Raw genomic sequence first — 14,215 nt, 5'->3', positions numbered from 1 at the left:
GAATGAAAGTGCGTATTTTAAGGGAAAAGGCCGTCTGAATCATCTTTTCAGACGGCCTTTGACATAACTTTAGAAAAATGCGGCGGTTTGCCGTGTCAGCAAGGCCGTCTGAAATTTTTTAGCGAAGCCCGCTGCGCTCGTTTTGGCGAAACTTGCTATGCTCGTTTTGGCGAAACTCGCTGCACTCGTTTTAGCGAAACCCGCTGCGCTCGTTTTCAGACGGCCTTTGCAAACCGAATCGGTGCGGACGGTTTGCCCGCGTTTCACAAAAACTGCGCTGCGCCGCGGTTGGCCAATTCATCAGCGCGTTCGTTTTCTGCGTGTCCGGCGTGTCCTTTGACCCAAGTCCATTTGACATCGTGCTGCTGCACCAGCTCGTCGAGCCGTTTCCATAAGTCGTCGTTTTTCACCGGCTTTTTGGCGGCGGTTTTCCAGCCGTTTTTCTTCCAGCCGTGTATCCAGCTTTCCATGCCGTTTTTGACGTATTGCGAATCGGTGCAGATTTGTACCGTGCAGCGGCGTTTCAGGCTTTGCAGGCCTTCGATGACGGCGGTGAGTTCCATGCGGTTGTTGGTGGTTTCGGCTTCGCCGCCGGACAGTTCTTTTTCGTGTCCGCCGTAGCGCATCAGCACGCCCCAGCCGCCTGCGCCCGGGTTGCCTTTGCAGGCGCCGTCGGTGTAAAGGTAAACGGTTTTGTCCATAAAAAATCTCTGAAGCTGACGACTGCGGCATCATAACACAAGCCGCCCGAATCGGACGGTTGGCGGAATCAAAAAGGCCGTCTGAAAACGAGCGCAGCGAGTTTCGCTAAAACGAGCGCAGCGAGTTTCGCTAAAACGAGCGCAGCGGGTTGCGCTGAAATTTTCAGACGGCCTCCGGAATGCGGTCGGGCAGATCAGGTCAGGATTTCTTCGAATTTGGCCACCAGTTTGCCGATAACCGCTTCTTCGCCGAATTCGGCCAAACAGTCCTGCCGCAGTTGTTGCGCTGAAAAACGGTCGCGGTTTTCGTAGAGTTGAATCAGGGCGTCGGCGAGCGCGTCGGTGTTTTCGGTCGGAATCAGGAAACCGTTGTCCGGCTGCACAATCGATTGCGGACCGCCGCATTCGGTGGCAATCACCGGCAAACCCTGCGACAAGGCTTCGATAAAGACCACGCCGAAGGTTTCCGTGCGGCTGGCCAAGACGAATGCATCGCTTCGGCGCATCAGATCCAACACTTCACCGGTTTCGAGTGCGCCTAAAAAGGTAACGGAATTTTGAATGCCCAACTGTTCGGCCAATTGGCGGAGGTTGTCGGCTTCGGGGCCTGCGCCGCCGATTTTGAGTTTCAAATCAGGATATTTTTTCAGGGCCTCGGCAAAGGCGGGCAAGAGCAGGTCGTGTCCTTTCAGACGGCGCAGGTGGGATACGGAGCAGAAGGTAAAGTCGCGGTTTGTTTTTTCGGGGAAATCAAAAGGTTCGGCGAAATTTTTACCCAAGATATTCGGCAGGTATGACCATTGCGTACCGGGGTATTTTTGATTGAGCAGTGCGGCAAAATCGCGGCTGACGGCATAAAGTGCGGACGCATTTTGAGCCGCTTCACGCATGGCCGGCCATTGGTCGGTGCGGATTAAGTCGCGCGCGTAGGTGCTGCTGTGTTCGGTGATGACGTAGGGGATGCCGTATTTTTGGGAGATTTTGCAGGCCAGAATGCCGGCGTAATTGACCACGTGCGCATGTATCAGGTCGGGTTTGCCGTTTTCTTTGATGTAGGTTTCGAATGCCTTCATACCGGCTCGAACCCACAGTACGCGGTTCAAATCGATGAAGGGCGAACGGGGGAACAGGTACATGCCGTCGTAGGCATAGACATCTATTTGGTTTTCTTTGTATTTTCTCAGCCCGTAAGGGCCTTTGAGCAAAGTGTCGGGCTGGGCGCGCAGGTGGCGGAACATCGGTACGATGACGCTGACTTGACTGATTTTGCTGTTTTTCTGCAAACCGTGGACTTGTGTCCTGAAAAAAATTCCATCAACGTCTTGATCGGATTTCGGATACCAGGAAGGGATAACGGCAACGTGCATGGACGGTTCCTAAAAATAGACGGGAAATGATTGAAACCAATCAGACCTGAAGAAGGGAAAATAATTCAATCAGGAATGGATATTTTGCGGCGGAATCATGAGGCCGTCTGAAAATGAGCGCAACGGGTTTTAGCGAAATTCGCTGCGCTCATTTTCAGACGGCCTTTGATGAATCCTGAGGTTTATTCTCCTGCTACGGTCATTTCGCTAATCAGTACCGAACCGATTTTGTTGGACGAGCGGCGCAGGGCATCGTCGGCAATGCCGACAATGTTCAGGTACATGTCCTGCAGGCGTCCGGCGATGGTGATTTCGTGAACGGGGTAGGCAATCACGCCGTTTTCCACCCAGAACCCTGCCGCGCCGCGCGAGTAGTCGCCGGTGATGGTGTTCACGCCTTGTCCCATCAGTTCCGTGACCAGCAGGCCCGTGCCCATTTCTTTGAGCAGGTCGGCTTGAGTCGCGTGGGTGTGGTTGAGATACAGGTTATGCGCGCCGCCGGCGTTGCCCGTGGTCGTCATGCCGAGTTTTCGTGCGCTGTAGCTACTCAACAGATAGCCTTGCACGACGCCGTTTTCAATCAGGAAACGCGGACGGGTGGCGACGCCTTCGGAGTCGAAATAGGTGCTGCCGGATGCGCGCGGAATATGCGGTTCTTCGCGCAGGTTGACGAAACCGGGCAGGATCTGTTTGCCCAGACTGCCGATTAAAAAGCTGCTCTGGCGGTAGAGCGCGCCGCCGCTGAGTGCGCCGACCAGGTGGCCGATTAAGCCGCCGGCCACGGTGGTGTCGAACAGGACGGGATACGTTCCGGTCGGCAGGCTGCGGCTGTCGAGACGGCGGACGGTGCGTTCGGCGGCCGTGCGGCCGATGGATTCGGGGCTGTCCATGTCTTCGTGGCGGCAGGCCGCGTCGTACCAATAGTCGCGCTGCATGCCGTCTGAATCGGCGGCGACTACGCTGCACGAAATACTGTGGCGCGTACCTTGCTGGTGCGCCATAAAGCCGTGGGAATTGCCGTAAACATACTGGTAATGGCTGGTGTGTACGCCCGCGCCTTCGGAATTTTCGATACGCGGATCGGACGATAGTGCGGCCTGTTCGCACTGTCTGGCCAGTTCGACGGCGGCTTCCACGCTCAAATCCCATTCGTGGTAGCGGTCTAGATCGCCGATTTCGGTGGCCATCAAATCCTTGTCCGCCAAGCCCGCGCAGTCGTCTTCGGCGGTGTACCTGGCAATGTCGATGGCGGCGCGAACCGTATCCTGCAAAGCTTGCGGCGAAAAATCGGCGGTGCTGGCGCGGCCTTTGCGCTGACCGACGTAAACCGTAATGTCCAGCGATTTGTCCTGCTGGAATTCGATTTGTTCGATTTCGTCCAGGCGCACGCTCACGCCTTGGCCGAGCGACTCGCTGAAATCGGCTTCGGCTGCCGTTGCGCCCAATTGCCGCGCCAGCGATAAGGTCTGGCCGCACAGTTGAACCAGTTCGTCTTGAGAGTGGTTGAACAGCATAAAGATTATCCGGAAAAAATTGCGCTTATTTTAACTGTTTTCAGACGGCCCCGGTAAAAATGTCGTCATTGACGGAATATATCGAACCGACAGCGCAGCCATCTCATGATAAAATCAACAGTTGAAAAATTTTACCGAATCGAATAACGAGATGATTGAAAACGAAGAAGAATGGGTCAGCAAAACCCGGATGAAAAAGCAGATGAACCATCTGCAGGATTTGGGCATGGAATTGACCAAGCTGTCGAACGAGAGCCTCAAGAAAATCGGTTTGGACGAGGATTTGTACGAAGCCGTGCAGGCCTATAAGAAAATCACGTCCAACGGTGCGCTCAAACGTCAGGCGCAATACATCGGCCGCCTGATGCGCGATACCGATCCCGCGCCGATTGAGGCTTATCTGGCCAAGCTGCGCGGCGACAATGCCGCGCACAATGCCTTTCTCCAGCGCGTCGAGCAGGCGCGCGAACGCCTGATTGCCGACGATGACGCGTTCACCGCTTTCATGGCCGATTACCCGCAGGCCGATGCCGGTAAACTGCGCACCTTAATCCGCAACACACGCAAAGAGCAGGAGCAGAACAAACCACCGAAAAGCTTCCGCGCGCTGTTTCAGGAAGTGAAAGCGGTGATGGAAGGCAGTGCGGGCGTGCATGAAGACGACAGAGGTTTGGAAAACATTGACGGATAAGTGCGGAATGTTTTGTTTTCAGACGGCCTTCTCTGAAGGACAGGCCGTCTGAAAAAGCGATTTGTCCCAAACGAGGAGCGTGAATATGAAGCTGATGAAAACTACGGCTGCTGCAATGTGTGCGGTGATGACTTTAAACGGTTGTACCATGTTTTTATGGGGAGAAAACGATCCGTTTAGCGAAAGAACCACGACCCGTCAGGCGGCTCAAGACGAGATTCAGGCGTTCGGCGTCGTGCGTCAGGCCAACAGCCAGTTGGAAAAAGGCAGCTTGGTGATGATGGGCGCGAAAAACTGGTTTGTCGTCAACCCTGAAGATTCGGCCAAACTTCAGGGTGTATTGAACGTGAAGCTGGACAAGGCTTTCCAAATCGTCGGCAGATACGACCATAAACCGCTTAAAAGTTTTCCCGTCACGCTTAAATCGGCAAAGAGCAATGATTTCACCACCGATTTCTGCCTGCGCTATGATACGGTGCAAGCCGACGACATTGCCAAGCTGAAAGCCTTGTCGTTTGAAATGCGCAAGTCGTCGGAGAAGGGCAAAGAAACGCCGTATTATGTGCGTTGCGATACGGCGGCAGGCAAGTTTTACCAATCGCCACCGAATTACCGTGCCGATTACCGCTTTGAAACACCGTTCCCGGTGTCGGTAGACTATACCGTCACACATAAATCCACCGATTTCGGAAAATTGGCCAGGAATCTCTTTTGGACACCGGTGACGTTGGCCGGAGATGCTGTGTTGGCTGTCGTCATATTGCCGTTTTCCCTGATGAAGCGGTAAAACTGCTTTTTTAACCGGAATGCGGTTCTGCTCCCGTTCCTGATATTTCAGACGGCCTCTCAACCGATGAGGCCGTCTGAAAACCGTTTGAAACACAAATTATCCAAGAAATCAGAAATGACCGTAAAAATCCAAATCCGTCCCGTCAACCAGTCGGTTTGCAATACTTTGATTAACGCAGGTGCCGATCCGCTGATTGCGCGGCTGTGCGCGGCGCGCGATGTGCAGACGCCGCAGGAATTGGAAGACAGGCTCGCCGGATTGCTGCCGTACCAGTCGCTTGCCAATTGTGAAGCGGCGGCGGTGCGTCTGGCGGACGCGGTGCAGAAACAGGAAAAAATCCTGATTGTGGCCGATTACGACGCCGATGGCGCGACGGCTTGCGCGGTCGGAATGAAAGGTTTGGGCGCAATGGGTGCGGTTGTGGATTTCCTTGTACCCAACCGTTTCGAACACGGTTACGGCCTCACGCCCGAGCTGGCGGAAATTGCGGCGCAAAAAGGCACGAAACTTTTGCTGACGGTGGACAACGGCATTGCCAGTCTGGCCGGTGTCGCGCGTGCGCAGGAATTGGGTTTGGACGTTGTCGTTACCGACCACCACCTGCCGGCCGAGCAGATTCCGGACTGCATCATCGTGAATCCGAACCAGCGCGGCTGCGGTTTCGAAAGCAAAAGTCTGGCGGGTGTCGGCGTGATTTTTTATGTGCTGACGGCCTTGCGTGCGGAACTGCGCAAGCGGGGTTATTTCAGGCCGTCTGAAAACGGTAAAAACTTTTCAGACGGCCTTCATGCGCACAAACTGCCAGAACCGAATCTGGCCGAGCTGTTGGATTTGGTGGCTTTGGGGACGGTGGCCGATGTGGTTGCGCTCGACCACAACAACCGCATTCTCGTGTCGCAGGGCTTGAAACGGATGCGGCAGGGCAAAATGCGGCCGGGGATTCGTGCGCTGTTTGAAGTGGCGCGGCGCGATTGGAAAAAGGCGCAGCCGTTCGACATGGGCTTTGCGCTCGGGCCGCGCATCAATGCGGCCGGGCGGTTGGACGATATGTCGCTCGGCATTGCCTGCCTGTTGGCCGATAATGACGTGCAGGCGCAGGAATTGGCGGCGCAGTTGAACGATTTGAACATCGAACGGCGCGAAATCGAGCAATCCATGCTGCAGGACGCGCTCAACTCGTTTCCCGAAACGCTGCCCGAGGCGCAAACGACGCTGGTTGCCTACCGCGACGATTATCATCAGGGCGTAGTCGGTATTGTTGCCAGCCGTCTGAAAGACCGTTTTTACCGCCCGACCATCGTGTTCGCACCGGCGGACAACGGCGAAGTGCGCGGCTCGGGGCGTTCGATTCCCAACCTGCACCTGCGCGACGCGCTGGATTTGGTCAGCAAACGCCATCCCGATTTGATTTTGAAATTCGGCGGCCATGCGATGGCGGCAGGCTTGAGTATTTTGGAACGCAATATTCCCAAGTTTCAGACGGCCTTTGAACAAGCCGTGCGCGATATGGTGCACGAAGACGATTTGTCGCAAACCTTCATTACCGACGGCAGCCTGCCCGCAGGCGACATTACGCTCGAACAGGCGAAAAACCTTGCCCGCCATGTATGGGGGCAGGGCTTCGCACCGCCGAGCTTTACCGACGAATTTCATGTCGTACGCCAGCAGACGATGGGTGCGGAAGGGCGGCACAAAAAAGTATGGCTGCAGAAAGAAGGTTTTGAATTTGAGGCGATGTTTTGGCGGTGCAGCGAAGAAATCCCGGAATATATCCGCACAGTTTACCGACCCGTGGTTAACGAATGGCGCAATAATGTGGAATTGCAGCTTTATGTCGATTATTGGGAGGCGGCATGACGACCGGTTTTCATAGGTTTGACTGAAATCATTCAGGCCGTCTGAAAACAGAACATTGTTTTCAGACGGCCTGAATGAAGGCAAACTATAAAACAGTACCGTTTCCGATACACAAAAAAAGACACGTTATCCGACGTGTCTTTTTTGGTTTCAGACGGCCTTTTATACAAACAAGGCCGTCTGAAAAGAGGGCGGCGGTTACACCACCACTTCTTCTTTTTTCTTCGGTGTTTTCGAAATGTTTTCACGGTTGAGACCGAACATCAGCAGCAGCGGGCTGGCGACCAAAACCGACGAATAAATACCGAACACAATACCGATGGTCAAAGCCATGGCAAAACCGTGCAAGGCTGCACCGCCGAAAATCAGCATCGACAACACCATCGCTTCGGTCGAACCGTGTGTGATGATGGTACGGCTCATGGTTGCAGTAATCGCGTTGTCAATCACTTGCGGCACGCTGTAGCTGCGCATGGCCGGTTTGCGGAAGTTTTCGCGGATACGGTCAAACACCACCACCGATTCGTTTACCGAATAACCCAATACGGCCAAAATACCGGCCAAGACGGTTAAAGAGAATTCCCATTGGAAAAAGGCGAAGCAGCCGAGAATAATCACAATATCGTGCATATTGGCGATAATCGCCGCGACGGCAAACCGCCATTCGAAGCGCATCGACAGATAAATGATGATGCCGACAACCACCATGCCCAAAGCCAGCAGGCCGTTGGTAACCAGCTCTTCGCCGACTTGCGGGCCGATAAACTCGACTTGGCGCAGACTGACATCGGGATTGCTCTGTTTCAGCAAATCCATCACCTGATTCGACAATTGTGCCGAAGGCACGCCTTCTTTGTTCGGCAGGCGGATCATGATGTGTTTGTTGGTACCCAAGGCCTGAACCTGTACGTCACCCAAATTCAGGGTATTGAGTTTTTCACGGGTCTGATTGACATCTGATCCCTGCTGATACTGCACTTCCATAACGGTACCGCCGGTAAACTCCACCGAGAAATTCAGTCCTTTGGTAACCAAGAAAAACACCGCGGCAATAAACGTAACCAACGAGATAAACGTGGTCAGTTTGCCGTAGCTCATGAATGGAATATCGCGTTTGATTCTGAATAATTCCATGTTTTACTCCTTATCCGCCGCGGTATTCGAGGCAACCGGCTCCGGCTTCCATACCGAACCGATGGAAATACTTTGCAGTTTGCGCTTGCGGCCGTACCACAAATTCACCAACGCACGGGACACGACAACAGACGAATACATCGAGGTCAAAATACCCAAACAGTGCACCACGGCAAAACCGCGTACCGGCCCCGAGCCGAATACCAGCAAGGCAATACCGGCAATCAGCGAGGTCAGGTTGGAGTCGACGATGGTCGCCCAAGCATGTTGGTAGCCCAGATTAATTGCCTGCTGCGGGGGTACGCCGGCGCGCAATTCTTCGCGGATACGTTCGTTAATCAATACGTTGGAGTCAATCGCCATACCCAAGGTCAAAGCCAATGCCGCGATGCCGGGCAGGGTCAAAGTGGCCTGAAGCGCGGAAAGAATCGCAATCAAAAACAGGATGTTGGCAGTCAGGGCGATGGTGGAGAACACACCCATCAGGCGGTAGTAGATCACCATGAATACCGCCACCGCCGCAAAACCCCACAATGTGGAGTTAAAGCCTTTTTCGATGTTTTCTTTACCCAAAGACGGGCCGATGGTGCGCTCTTCCACGATTTCCATCGGCGCAGCCAGCGAACCGGCACGCAGCAGCAGTGAAGTATCATTGGCTTCCGCGCTGCTCATGCTGCCGGAAATCTGCACGCGGCCGCCGGTAATGGCTGAACGGATAACAGGAGCAGTAACCACTTCGGCCTTGCCTTGGTCAATCAAGACCATCGCCATGCGCTTGCCGACATTGGCCGCAGTCAATTCGCCGAAAATCGTGCCGCCGGTACCGTCCAAGTTAATGCTGACGGCAGGCGCGCCCATTTCATCGAAACTCGGTTGCGCGTCGTTGATATTGTCGCCCGTCAATTCCACCTGCTTGCTCACCAATGTGGCTTCCGGATGTTCGCCTGCGCTGTACAGCAATTCGTAACCGCTCGGCACATTGCCGTTCAAAGCCGCATTAACCTGCGCCGGATCGTCTTCCACCATGCGCACTTCCAAAGTGGCGGTACGGCCGATGATGTCTTTCGCTTTCGCCGTATCCTGCACGCCGGGCAACTGCACCACAATGCGCTCGGCACCGGACTGCTGAATCACCGGCTCGGCCACGCCCAATTCGTTGACACGGTTGTGCAGAGTAGTGATGTTCTGCTTCACGGCATCGGTGCGGATTTTGGTGACCGCCGCTTCAGACAGTGTTAGCACCACATTATTACCTTCGGCTGTGAGCGTGGTTTCAGGCAGTAGGTTCTGCAGCTGCGGCAATGCTTTTTGTACATCGGCCGCATCTTGGAAAGGAACGGTCAAGCTGTTTTCCGTATGGCGGATGGTGCCGATACGGATTTTTTGACGGCGCAATTCGCGGCGGATGTCGCCGGCGTAACGCTCGAACGTTTTCTGCATCGCCGCCTGCATGTCCACCTGCATGGTGAAATGCACGCCGCCGCGTAAGTCCAAGCCCAAGAACATCGGATTAGCGTTGATTTTCGCCATCCATTCCGGACTGTCGGCCAGCAGGTTCAGCGCGGTGATGTAACCTTCGCTCAAGGTGTTTTCAATCACATCGCGCGCTTTAAGCTGCGTTTCCGCGTCTTTAAAGCGCACTTTCAAAGAATTATCGGCAACAAACATGCCGTCGGTCGGAATATTGGCGGCTTTCAGGGCAGCTTCGACACGGCTTTGGGTTTGTTCGTTGATGACAATGGATTGTCGGTTGGTGGATACCTGTACCGCAGGCGTTTCGCCGAACAGATTGGGCAGCGCATAAATCACTGCCACAATAATCGTGAACGCAATCAGCAGGTATTTCCATAAAGGATAACGGTTCATGGGAAACCTTCAGTTTTTCTTAAAGACAAACAGCCGCGCTCAAGACGAGGCGGCTTTTGCAGCAGTCAAAGTTATTCAGTTTTGCTGGCAATCGCGTTGCGGTCGACTTCCACTTCCACACCGCGGCCGATTTCCACACCGTAAAACTGTTCGCCGACTTTGGTAACGCGGCCTTTGAAGCCGGCGGCCAACACCACTTTGTCGCCGACTTTCAGTTCAGACAGCATTTGCTGGTGGGCTTTGAATTTCTTTTGTTGCGGGCGCATAATCAGGAAATAAAACACCACCATAATCAAAACCAGCGGTGCAAATTGAGCCAACATACTTTGTTCCATAGAGTTTCCGTTCTATAATCGTTGCAATTGAAAAGCAGGACTGAAATTTCAGTTGGGTCAGCCCCGAAATTACACTATTCTAAAGGCCGTCTGAAAAATTTCCAAGCATTTCCGTATCAGTTAACCATATTTATCAGTCAGGCCGTCTGAAAAACACGCAATCCATGAATCCCCTTCTTACACGCCTTATCCAACGTATCCGCACACGCCTGCGCCGCCTTATCGGGAAAAACGCCCGCACAGTCTGGATAAGCCACCCCATATTTACCCAATCCCGACCCGACACCCATCACCCCGAGTCGCCGCAACGTATTTCAGCCATCGAAGCCGCCCTCAGAGCCGAAAAAATCTGGCCGCGCCTGCAAAAAACCGTCGCCCCCGAAATCAGCGACAGCCGCCTGGCACTCGTCCATCCACGCAACTACCTGCGCTTTCTCGAAAGCGTGCAGCCGCAGCCCGGCAAAATCTACCGCATCGACGACGACACCGTCATCAGCCACCAATCCCTGGAAGCCGCACGTTTCGCCGCCGGCGCACTCATCAAAGCCGTCGACATGGTCATCCAAAAAAAAGCCTATCACGCCTTTTGCGCCGCCCGCCCGCCCGGCCACCACGCCCAAAGCAACCGCGCCGGCGGCTTCTGCATCATCAACAACATCGCCGTCGCCGCCATGCACGCCATCGCCGAACACCGCCTGCAACGCATCGCCATCATCGATTTCGACGCCCACCATGCCGACGGCACACTCGAAATCTTCAAGGACGACCCACGCATCATGCTGTTCGACAGCTTCGAAGCCGACATTTTCCCTTTCCCCAAAGAAAACATCCCGGCAGGCCGCAATCCCCATATCGTCCACACCCCCCTGAAAGCAGGCACCGACAGCCGTCGGTTCCGCACCCTAATCCGCGAACAATGGCTGCCCAAACTCAAACAGTTCAAGCCCGAATTGGTTTTGATTTCCGCCGGATTCGACGGCCATAAACAAGACCAAACCAGCTACCTCAACCTGCACGAAGCCGACTACGCATGGCTGACCCACAAAATCATTCAGACGGCCTCAAGCTGCCCCGGCCGCATCGTCTCCGCACTCGAAGGCGGCTATACCCCCGAATCACTGGGCAAATCCGCCGCCGCCCATATCCGCGTATTGGCCGGTATGAGAAAAGCCGCCTATGTTACGGAATACCAAAAACAGCTGAAACATTGAGAACAGGCCGTCTGAAAACACTTGTAGGTACGGTTAGCCGCCTACTGCGGCGTAACCGTACGAACGCATCAATTTAACCTTATAGGCCGACATGCCGTCTGAAAACCTTTTTTTCAGACGGCGTAACCGTTCGCCTACTGCGTACGGTTACGCCGCAGTAGGCGGCTAACCGTACCTACGAGTTCTATGCTTGCTTGTTCATTCATAAATTTTGGAAAGTTTGGTAATGAAGTTTTTTATAGTAGTTTCTATCTCGTGTATCTTAGCAAGCCGTAGGGTGGGCACTTGTTGCCCACACAAAAAATAATGCGGATTAAATGAAGCGAGCGTAGGTTGGGTTGAAAACCCAACAAAACCTTATATCTCTAGGTAATTGTTGGGTCATGACCCAACCTACGCTTGCTACGAGTTCTATGAGTTTTAGAAAGGGTTTATTAATAATGGAAGTATTTTATATATTGGTTATTAAAGCTATTTATATTATACAAAGTAAGGTTTTCTTTTATTTAGTTATAGCTATTTTTACTATATCTAATATCGTCTATAAGAGAGTAGCTAAGGAAATTAAACAGTGTTTAAATAGAACTGAGAATATGTTTAGTGGAGAAATATGGGAAATGATTAAAGAAGAGAGTAGCAAAGGTAATAAAAAGGCAAAAATAGCTGTGGTAGCTTATTATTTACAGATGTTATGCCTATTTTCTATGGTGTGCATTTTTTTAAGTATGAATATTGAAATTTTAAGGATTATAAACGAAAGAAATTACTTTTACAGATAGCAAGCCGTAGCAAGCCGTAGGGTGGGCACTTGCTGCCCACATCAAATAATTGCGGATTAAATGAAGCTGACGGTTTGTCATTTTACGGCGAGTATAAACACCAACCTTAACATTTGCCGTATAAACCCGTTTTGTTTCCCTATCTTTGAAAACAAGCAAGCCGTAGGGTGGGCACTTGTTGCCCACACAAAAAATAATGCGGATTAAATGAAGCTGACAGTCTGCCATTTTACATCGGATATAAAGACCAATCTTAACACTTGCCGTATAAGCAAGCCGTAGGGTGGGCACTTGCTGCCCACATCAAATAATTGCGGATTAAATGAAGCTGACAGTCTGCCATTTTACACCAGATATAAACACCAACCTTAACACTTGCCGTCTAAGCCTGTTTAGCTTCCCTATCTTTGAAAACAAAGGCCGTCTGAAAATCTAAGCAGGTTTTCAGACGGCCTTATTTGTTTGGGAATATAAATGTCATTTAAGTTATTTTACAAAAACAAACCTGTTTTTCCGTTTAATATGCAGAGTAACCGATTATCCGATAATCATTTTATGAAAGATGATTGGACTGTAAAATGCGCGGGATGATTCGATAGCGGTACAGGATTTCGAGAGCAAGTTAGAGATTGGGCGGACAGTTCAGACGGCATGGTGGAATGGTGGTACTTGTTGCCCACACAAAATAATTACGGATTAAATGAAGCTGACGGTTTGTCATTTTACGGCAGATACAAATACTAATCTTAACACTTGCCGTATAACCCCGTTTTGTTTCCCTATCTTTGAAAACAAGACCGTCTGAAAATCCGAGCAAGTTTTCAGATAGCCTTGGTATGAAAACATAAATGTCATTTGAGTTATTTTACAAAAAACAAACCTGTTTTTCCGTTTGATATACAGAATAACCGATTATTCGATAGCCATTTTATGAAAGATGATTGGATTGTAGAATGCGCAGGACGGTTTGATAACGGTACAGAATTTCGAGAGCAAGTCAGGGTTGGGCAGATAGTCCAGACGGCATGGTGGTAGTAGTGATTTATGGGTATAAATACCCATTTTATGATAATAAGTAGTTGCTATAATTTGTCTATGCTGAATTTACTTGTTCAATTCATATTAAAAAATTATGGAGATGAAGAATGGAAATTAAATATTACCATGGTTCCTTATTGGCTTTTTTTATTTGCATCACATTATCTTTTATTTTTTTTATACCTTATGGATTAAATTTTAATGAAAAAGAGGAGGAATTTGATGAAGCTGTTATTGTGTTAAGTTCTCCCAATAGAGGGGAAAGAAAAATTAGATTACATGCAAAGGGGCAGCAATACTGGTTATCTTGTTATGGTTTTAGTGATTTTTGTAAAGGAGAAAATATTAATAGAGATTTTAATGTTAGAAATGTAAAAATTTTATTAGGAAATAAAGAAGAAACAAATTTTATAAATGGTATTTTATTACAATATACATATAACAATATATATCATTTGAATAATAAATTTCAAATAGGAAAACATAACCTTTTAAGTGCGTTAGCAGTTCATGCAATTTTTGCTTTTCAGCTGGCGTGTTTTTTTTTATTAATATTCATTTTTTTATTTATTAAAAGGAAATAAAGATGGCAAGATATTCTGCAGGGGCAGGGATGTTTATGGGACATGTGGGTGGAGCTGTGGGAACGGTTGATTCCTCCATCAATGCTAGTGTATCTGTACGGGAAGGAAATGGTACGGGTATGGTTACAGGAACCATTTCAGGTGTTGCAAATTTAGTAACAATGTTTCCAGGAAAAGTACCGGGTACAGTTGGTGGTAGTGCTGTTCTGATTACAAATCTTGTAAAAACAGGTGGTGATGTTTCAAAATTGACGATAAGTGATGTTTTATCGATAGGAGCGGCTGCAGCTACTGTTGTTGCTGCATTTAATCCTTTCGGAGCTGTCGTTGCTGTAGGTTTGACGGTGG

The 14,215-nt window shown here is 50.8% G+C and carries 12 protein-coding genes; 5 read left to right on the top strand and 7 right to left on the bottom strand.

The window, feature by feature from the left end; genetic code table 11:
• Positions 1-69: 69 nt before the first annotated feature.
• The 4 genes from ACM67E_RS08120 to pmbA all read right to left on the bottom strand — a co-directional run bounded on the left by ACM67E_RS08120 (position 70) and on the right by pmbA (position 3,582).
• The gene (locus tag ACM67E_RS08120) at positions 70-267 is read right to left on the bottom strand and encodes a hypothetical protein (RefSeq protein WP_416190958.1); all 198 of its coding nucleotides are present in this window, start codon (positions 265-267) and stop codon (positions 70-72) included.
• The gene (rnhA, locus tag ACM67E_RS08115; RefSeq protein ID WP_416190957.1) at positions 264-701 is read right to left on the bottom strand and encodes a ribonuclease HI; all 438 of its coding nucleotides are present in this window, start codon (positions 699-701) and stop codon (positions 264-266) included. Before rnhA ends, ACM67E_RS08120 begins: the two co-directional genes overlap by 4 nt.
• 194 nt (positions 702-895) lie before the next feature.
• Positions 896-2,068: a glycosyltransferase gene (locus ACM67E_RS08110; RefSeq protein WP_416190956.1), complete on the bottom strand. Its 1,173-nt coding sequence runs from the start codon at positions 2,066-2,068 to the stop codon at positions 896-898.
• A 182-nt stretch (positions 2,069-2,250) separates the two neighbouring features.
• Entirely contained in the window at positions 2,251-3,582 is a 1,332-nt protein-coding gene (gene pmbA / locus ACM67E_RS08105; protein ID WP_416190955.1) for a metalloprotease PmbA, read from the bottom strand.
• Positions 3,583-3,733: 151 nt separating this feature from the next.
• Here pmbA and yjgA point away from each other — a divergent pair, with 151 nt between their 5' ends.
• From yjgA to recJ, 3 genes are all read left to right on the top strand, one after another.
• Positions 3,734-4,273 (top strand): ribosome biogenesis factor YjgA, encoded by a 540-nt coding sequence (yjgA, locus tag ACM67E_RS08100; RefSeq protein ID WP_416190954.1) that lies wholly within the window; start codon positions 3,734-3,736, stop codon positions 4,271-4,273.
• Positions 4,274-4,358: 85 nt separating this feature from the next.
• Positions 4,359-5,060: a hypothetical protein gene (locus ACM67E_RS08095; protein WP_416190953.1), complete on the top strand. Its 702-nt coding sequence runs from the start codon at positions 4,359-4,361 to the stop codon at positions 5,058-5,060.
• A gap of 117 nt (positions 5,061-5,177) precedes the next feature.
• A complete protein-coding gene (recJ, locus tag ACM67E_RS08090; protein WP_416190952.1) occupies positions 5,178-6,920 on the top strand; it encodes a single-stranded-DNA-specific exonuclease RecJ in 1,743 nt (580 codons plus the stop codon).
• A gap of 198 nt (positions 6,921-7,118) precedes the next feature.
• Here recJ and secF read toward each other — a convergent pair whose 3' ends face one another.
• From secF to yajC, 3 genes are all read right to left on the bottom strand, one after another.
• Positions 7,119-8,054 carry a protein translocase subunit SecF gene (secF, locus tag ACM67E_RS08085; protein ID WP_416190951.1) on the bottom strand — a complete coding sequence of 312 codons (936 nt, stop codon included), beginning with the start codon at positions 8,052-8,054 and terminating at the stop codon, positions 7,119-7,121.
• A gap of 3 nt (positions 8,055-8,057) precedes the next feature.
• A complete protein-coding gene (secD, locus tag ACM67E_RS08080) occupies positions 8,058-9,920 on the bottom strand; it encodes a protein translocase subunit SecD (RefSeq protein ID WP_416190950.1) in 1,863 nt (620 codons plus the stop codon).
• Positions 9,921-9,991: 71 nt separating this feature from the next.
• Positions 9,992-10,255, bottom strand: a complete 264-nt coding sequence (gene yajC / locus ACM67E_RS08075; protein ID WP_416190949.1) for a preprotein translocase subunit YajC — start codon at positions 10,253-10,255, stop codon at positions 9,992-9,994.
• A 164-nt stretch (positions 10,256-10,419) separates the two neighbouring features.
• Here yajC and ACM67E_RS08070 point away from each other — a divergent pair, with 164 nt between their 5' ends.
• Positions 10,420-11,466, top strand: coding sequence for a histone deacetylase family protein (locus tag ACM67E_RS08070; RefSeq protein ID WP_416190948.1), 1,047 nt, complete (start codon positions 10,420-10,422; stop codon positions 11,464-11,466).
• Positions 11,467-13,390: 1,924 nt separating this feature from the next.
• On the top strand, positions 13,391-13,867 hold the full coding sequence (locus tag ACM67E_RS08065; RefSeq protein ID WP_416190947.1) for a hypothetical protein: 477 nt from the start codon (positions 13,391-13,393) through the stop codon (positions 13,865-13,867).
• The last annotated feature ends 348 nt before the right edge of the window (positions 13,868-14,215 follow it).

The sequence above is a fragment of the Neisseria sp. CCUG12390 genome, assembly GCF_047837985.1.
Lineage (GTDB): Bacteria > Pseudomonadota > Gammaproteobacteria > Burkholderiales > Neisseriaceae > Neisseria.
The sequence above is the reverse complement of the archived record's forward strand: the minus strand, read 5'-3'. Positions and strand labels throughout refer to the sequence as shown.